Consider the following 6,581-nt stretch of genomic DNA (forward strand, 5'->3'; position numbering starts at 1 on the left):
TTCAGGGGCGGGAGGTGTCGAACACCTCGTCGCGGGTGTCCGCGAGGGCGCGTTCCAGGGCGCCGCGCAGCACCGGCAGCCGGACGGTCTCGGCGAGGACGAGCGGGGGCCGGGAGGCGGCCAGTTCGGCGAGTTCGGACTGGATCAGGGCGCGCAGCCGCTCGCCGCCGGCCGAGATCAGCCCGCCGGCCAGCACGATCAGCCCGGGGTCGAGCACGGCCGTCAGGGAGGCGAGCCCGGTCGCGAGCCGCTGCGCGTAACTCCGCAGCAGCTCGGTCAGCCGCTCGTCCTCGCCGTACGCGGCGGCGGCGCGGGCCAGCAGGGCGGCGGCCACCTCCGGGTAGGGCTGCTGCGGGGTGTCGATGCCGAGCGTCGCGGCGAGCCGGGGGATCGCCTGGGCGCCCGCCAGTTCCTGGAAACCGCCGCTGTTGGCCTTGACGACCTGGCGTACGAGCGGGGTGCCCGGCACCGGCAGGAAGCCGACCTCCCCGGCGCCGCCGGTGAAGCCGCGGTGCAGCCGGCCGTTGATGACGAGCGCGCCGCCGAGCCCCTCCTCGTTCCAGAGCAGGACGAAGTCGTCGTGGCCCCGGGCGGCCCCGCGCCGCTGCTCGGCCACCGCCACCAGGTTCACGTCGTTCTCGTACTCCACCGGCATGGGCAGCGCCGCCGCCAGCTCGTCGAGCAGGGTGGCGGAGTGCCAGCCCGGCAGGTGCGAGGCGTAGCGCAGCCGTCCGGTGCCCGGGTCGAAGGCGCCCGGCGTGCCGATCACCACCCGGTGGACCGCGGACCGGTCGAGACCGGCCTGCTCCACCGCACCGTCCAGCGCCCGGACGACCTGGCCGACCGCGCCCTGGGTGCCCCGGCCGGGGGTACGGAGCTCGAACTCGCCCACCGTCTCGCCGGTGACGTCGGCGACGGCGGCCACGATGCGCTGGGCGTTCACGTCGAGCCCGGCGACGTACGCCGCCTCCGGGTTGACCGCGTACAGCTGTGCGTTGGGCCCCGGGCGCCCCTCGGTGGTGCCGGTGGCCCGCACCAGCCCGGCCGCCTCCAGCCGGGCCAGCAGCTGCGAGGCGGTCGGCTTGGAGAGTCCGGTGAGCTTGCCGATCCGGGTACGGGAGAGCGGGCCCAGCTCCAGCAGCAGATCGAGGGCGGCGCGGTCGTTCATGGCGCGCAGCAGCCGGGGGGTTCCGGGCACACCGGTGCCCGGGGTGGTTCCTGCCATGGAGGTGGTTCCGCTCTCTGTTAGGAAAGTTTCCTGTCCGGTGAGAGGAAGGTAGGCGTCCGTACCCGGGCCGTCAATGGCGGGGCGGCCGGGCAACGAAAGAGTTACCTGGAGAGAGCGTGCGGCGGCGGCCCGAAACATGCCGAAGGGCCTCCGCGACCTGCGCGAAGGCCCTCCTGACGTGCGGGTACGGCTACTTGCTGACGCTCGGCGGGGTGAGCGGTGTCGCGGCCAGCGACTGTGGCGAGGTCGTCGAGGCGTACGCGGACGGGGCGGCCATCGCCGCCGTGGGGTCGGCCTTCGACTCGCTCGCGGGCTGCGCGGGCACGGCGCCGATCATGCTGATGCCCGCCTCGTCCAGCGACCGCTTGATGCGCCAGCGCAGCTCGCGCTCCACGGCCAGCGCCTTGCCCGGCATGGTCTTCGCGGTGACCCGTACGGTCATCGAGTCCAGCAGGACGGCGTCCAGGCCGAGGATCTCCACCGGGCCCCAGAGCCGCTCGCTCCACGGCTCCTCCTTCGCCATGACCTCGGTGGCGGCGGATACGGCCGCGCGCACCCGGTCCAGGTCCTCCGTCGGCCGGACCGTCACATCGACGCCGGCGGTGGACCAGCCCTGGCTGAGGTTGCCGATCCGCTTCACCTCGCCGTTGCGGACGTACCAGATCTCGCCGTTGTCGCCTCGCAGCTTGGTGACCCGCAGTCCCACCTCGATGACTTCGCCGGAGGCGACGCCGGCGTCCACCGTGTCGCCCACGCCGTACTGGTCCTCCAGGATCATGAAAACCCCGGAGAGGAAGTCGGTGACGAGGTTGCGCGCGCCGAAACCGAGCGCGACACCGGCGACACCGGCGGAGGCCAGCAGCGGCGCCAGATTGATCTCGAAGGCGCCCAGGATCATCAGCGCCGCCGTGCCCAGGATCAGGAACGAGGTCACCGACCGGAGCACGGAACCTATCGCCTCCGAGCGCTGGCGGCGCCGCTCGGCGTTGACCAGCAGTCCGCCGAGGGCGGTGCCCTCCACGGCCTGGGCGCTGCGGTTCATCCGCTCGATCAGGTTGGTGAGGGCGCGGCGGATCAGGTAGCGCAGCACGATCGCCACGGCGGCGATCAGGATGATGCGCAGACCGGTGTTCAGCCAGGTGGACCAGTTCTGCTCGACCCAGCCCGCGGCGTCGCCGGCCTGCCGGGCGGCCTCGTCGAGCGAGCCTCCCGACCCGGTCGACGGGGCGGCGGCCAACAGAACGGACGGGGACACGGTGGGACCTCCGGAACGGACGACAGCGGATCAACCAGGTTAACGACGGGCGCGGCCCGGATGATGTCCGCGGCCCGCCGAGAGACGCATCTCATCCCTTCATCACACGTTTCTGCGCGTTTGGCCGCGCAGCCCGGCCGCACCCGGCCGTCCGGCGGGAATGACGGGAACGACGGGAATGATGGGAGGCGGGAACGGCGGGAACGCGGGGAGGGGCGCGAACGGCCGGACACGGCCCGGTCCGTGCGGCCGTCGGGCGGAATCCGCTCGGCCCATTACCCGCACGTGGTGGCGCCCGGACCAGGCATGAGGAGAGACTGAGAGCGGATCGTCCCGGCGCGAGCCACGCGCCGCCGGCGTACAAGGAGGCATCCACCGTGCCGCACGTCCTGGTTCTCAACGCGTCGTACGAGCCGCTCGGCGTCGTACCGCTCCACCGCGCGCTCGTCCTCGTCCTCGAAAACAAGGCCGTCTGCCTCGAAGAGTCCGGCGCCCTCCTCCGCAGCCCCACCACCGCCGTACCGGCGCCCAGCGTGGTCCGCCTCAAGCGCTTCATCCGGGTCCCCTACCGGGGGCCCGTCCCCCTCACCCGCCGCGCGCTCTTCGCCCGGGACGGAGGCCGCTGCGTGTACTGCGGGGCCGCCGCCACCAGCGTCGACCACGTCGTCCCGCGCAGCCGGGGCGGTCTGCACGCGTGGGACAACGTGGTGGCCGCCTGCCGCCGCTGCAACCACGTCAAGGCCGACCGGCACCTCCCCGAGCTCGGCTGGCGCCTGCGCCACCCGCCCGCACCCCCCACCGGCCTCGCGTGGCGGATCATCGGCACCGGCCACCGCGACCCGCGCTGGCTGCCCTACCTCCAGCCGTTCGGCGCGGACGACGCGATGGCCCGGATCGACGGCGTCTCCGCGTGAGCACCGCCTGCCGCCCCGGTCGCAGGGCCGTGGTGGCAGGACCGTCGGCAGGGCCGTGATGGCGGGACCGCGGCGGCGGGACGGCGGGCGGACCGGCAGGTGGATTGGCTGAAAATGGCTCAAATCTGCCGTCCGGGGGAACGGAATGTGACCCACGGCACGTTGAGGACGTTGGCATCGGACCTATGCCACGCTCACGTCTGCGCACCCGAGGGCTGGGTAGGTCTCTGTTCCGTCCTGCTCCCACGGCCAGGAGGCCCACCTTGCCCGCAGCCGCGCGTCTTCCGCTCCCCGCCCTGTCCAAACAGGTCCCCGGTCCGGCCCGCCCGGAGCCGCTGACCAGTGAGCCGCTGACCAGTGAACCGCCCCTCCCGCCCGCAGCCGTCCCCCGTCCCTCCGGCGGACGCCGCACCGGCCTCGTCGCCGCGTTCGACGCGCCTCCCGCCGCCGGCGCCGCGCCCCTCACCAGCGAGCCGCCGCTCGCCGACGCCACCCCCCTGACGAGCGAGCCGCCGCTCGCCGTCGTCGCTCCGCTCACCAGCGAACCGACCGCCCCCGGTGTCGCGGGGGCCATGGAGTCTCCAGGAGTCTGAATGGGCCTCTCCCGGCTCGCCGCCCTGCACGGCGTCGCCACGTCCTACTCCCCGTCCGCCGGTGTCACGGTGCCCGTCCCCGACGACACGGTCACCGCCGTGCTCGCCGCGCTGGGCGTGGACGCCGCCACCCCGGAGGACGTACGGAGGTCGCTCGCCGCCGCCGAATCGAGGGCGGGCTCCCGGCTGCTCCCGCCGACCGTGGTGGTCTGGGCGGGCGAGCCGCTGCCGCCCGCCCTCGCCACGCTGCCGATCGGGACGACCCTGACGGTCGCCCCCGAGGCCGGACCGGGCGCCGCGCGGCCCGAGCCGCTCCTGCTGCGCGTCACCGGCGCGCAGGCCGACGTTCCGGACACGCCCCCGCCGTCCGCCGTCCCCGTCTGGTGGACCGACCCGCCCCTCGGCATCCACCGGGTGACCGCGCGCACCCTCGACCACCGGCAGGGCACCGCCACCCTCGTCGTCGCGCCCGCCCGCGCCCCGCATCCCCCCGCCCGCGCCCAGGGCTTCCTCGTCCAGCTCTACTCCCTGCTCTCCGCCCGCTCCTGGGGCATGGGCGACCTCGGCGACCTCGCCGACCTCGCCGCCTGGGCCGGACGCACCCTCGACGCCGGGTTCGTCCAGATCAACCCGCTGCACGCGGCCGTCCCCGGACGGCCCACCGACCCCTCCCCGTACCGCCCCTCCTCGCGGCTCTTCCCCGACCCCGTCCACCTGCACGTCGAGTCGATCCCCGAGTACGGCCGGGTAAGCGCCCGGGCGGTGCTGGACGACCTCCGCCAGGACGCCGCCGCGCTCTGCGAGGCGGTGCTCAACAAGGGCGCGCTGATCGACCGGGACGCCGTGTGGGAGCTGAAGCGGCAGGCACTGGAGCTCGTCCACCAGGTGCCGCTGACCCCCGGCCGCCGGGCCGCCTACTGCGACTTCCTCTCCGCCCGGGGCCAGGCCCTGGAGGACCACGCGCTCTGGTGCGCGCTGGCCGAGGTGCACGGACCCGACTGGCACACCTGGCCCGAGCCGCTGCGCGACCCCCGCTCCCGGGAGACCGCCCGTGCCCGCACCGGACTCCTCGACCGGGTGGACTTCCACAGCCGGCTCGCCTGGCTGACCGACATCCAGCTCGCCGAGGCCCAGCGGGCCGCCGAGGACGCCGGGATGGAGGTCGGCATCATCCACGACCTCGCCGTCGGCGTGCACCCGGCGGGCGCCGACACCTGGGCCGGCCAGGACCATTTCGCGCTCGGTATGTCCGTCGGCGCACCCCCGGACGCCTTCAACGCCCGGGGCCAGGACTGGGGCCTGCCGCCCTGGCGGCCCGACGCCCTCGCCGCCTGTGGCTACGCCCCCTTCCGGAGTCTGCTGCGCGGCCTCCTCGCGCACGCCGGAGCGCTCCGCGTCGACCACGTGATGGGCCTCTTCCGGCTCTGGTGGGTCCCCGAGGGCAAGCCGCCCACCGAGGGCACCTATGTCGGCCAGGACGGCGAGGCGATGCTCGCCGTCCTCGTCCTGGAGGCCCACCGCGCCGGGGCCGTCGTGCTGGGCGAGGACCTCGGCACGGTCGAGCCCGGCGTCCGCGAGGCGCTCGCCCGGCGCGGCGTCCTCGGCACCTCCGTCCTCTGGTTCGAACGAGACTGGGAGGGCGACGGCCGCCCGCTGGCACCCGAACGGTGGCGCCAGGACTGCATGGCCACCGCCACCACCCACGACCTGCCGTCCACCGCGGCCCGCCTCTCCGGCGACCACGTACGGCTCCGCCACGAACTCGGCCTGCTCACCCGCACCCTGGAGGAGGAGCTCGCGGAGGACGCCGCCGACAGCGCCGAATGGCTCGGCCTGCTCGCCCGGCTGCGGCTGCTGCCCGAAGGGGAGGGCGACGAGGAGGCCGCCGTACGGGCCGTGCACCGCTTCCTGCTGCGCACCCCCGCCCGGCTCACCGGCATCTGGCTCCCGGACACGGTGGGCGACCGGCGCCCGCAGAACCTCCCCGGCACCTGGGACCAGTACCCCAACTGGCGCCTGCCGATCGCCGACGGGGAGGGCCGTCCCCTGACGCTGGAGCAGATCACGGGCTCGCCCCGGCTGCACCGCCTGATGGACGGGCTGACCCCCCGAACCGCACGTACGGCACCCCCGGACGCGCGGCGTCCTTAGGCGTTCGCTACGTTTGCACCGTGGACAAGAAGAACGCTATGCGCGCCGGCGCCGTTGCGGCCGGTACGACGCTGATGATGCTGCTCATGTCGTCCCCCGCCCTCGCGCTCACGCGCGACGACGGCGACGACCCGGGTACCGGCCTGTCGGTCATCGAGACCATCAGCCTGTACGTCCTCGCGCCCCTCGCGCTGTTCGTGGTGATCGCGGGCCTGGTCGTGGTGCTCGACAAGTCCAAGAAGAAGGCGTAACCGCCTCACACGCTCACGCCGTGTGCGCCGCCGGTACGGGTTACCGCGCGGCGCACACGCATGTCCGGATACGGGCACGCCGCCAGGTGCCCACGAGGGCGCCCGGACCACGCCGCGGTCCCGCCACGCGTGAGGGCGCCCGCGCGCCCCTCCTGTCCGTGTCGGTCGGCACGCGGCGGCTCTCCTGTG

General features: G+C 74.4%; 6 protein-coding genes. 4 read left to right on the plus strand and 2 right to left on the minus strand.

Annotation, left to right across the window (positions count from 1 at the left end; genetic code table 11):
- Position 1: 1 nt before the first annotated feature.
- Positions 2-1,225: an ROK family transcriptional regulator gene (locus tag ACWCSV_RS21280; protein WP_451144429.1), complete on the minus strand. Its 1,224-nt coding sequence runs from the start codon at positions 1,223-1,225 to the stop codon at positions 2-4.
- 193 nt (positions 1,226-1,418) lie between these two features.
- A complete protein-coding gene (locus ACWCSV_RS21285) occupies positions 1,419-2,483 on the minus strand; it encodes a mechanosensitive ion channel family protein (RefSeq protein ID WP_451144431.1) in 1,065 nt (354 codons plus the stop codon).
- A gap of 377 nt (positions 2,484-2,860) precedes the next feature.
- On the opposite strand from ACWCSV_RS21285, the gene ACWCSV_RS21290 reads away from it, so the two are divergent.
- The 4 genes from ACWCSV_RS21290 (at position 2,861) to ACWCSV_RS21305 (ending at position 6,392) form a co-directional block, all read left to right on the plus strand.
- On the plus strand, positions 2,861-3,397 hold the full coding sequence (locus ACWCSV_RS21290; RefSeq protein ID WP_451144433.1) for an HNH endonuclease: 537 nt from the start codon (positions 2,861-2,863) through the stop codon (positions 3,395-3,397).
- A gap of 263 nt (positions 3,398-3,660) precedes the next feature.
- Positions 3,661-3,990: a hypothetical protein gene (locus tag ACWCSV_RS21295; protein WP_451144435.1), complete on the plus strand. Its 330-nt coding sequence runs from the start codon at positions 3,661-3,663 to the stop codon at positions 3,988-3,990.
- The gene (gene malQ / locus ACWCSV_RS21300) at positions 3,991-6,141 is read left to right on the plus strand and encodes a 4-alpha-glucanotransferase (RefSeq protein WP_451144437.1); all 2,151 of its coding nucleotides are present in this window, start codon (positions 3,991-3,993) and stop codon (positions 6,139-6,141) included.
- 20 nt (positions 6,142-6,161) lie between these two features.
- Complete coding sequence (locus tag ACWCSV_RS21305) at positions 6,162-6,392, plus strand: hypothetical protein (protein WP_451144439.1); 231 nt, start codon at positions 6,162-6,164, stop codon at positions 6,390-6,392.
- Positions 6,393-6,581: the final 189 nt, after the last annotated feature.

This window comes from Streptomyces sp. NPDC001770 (assembly GCF_053596135.1).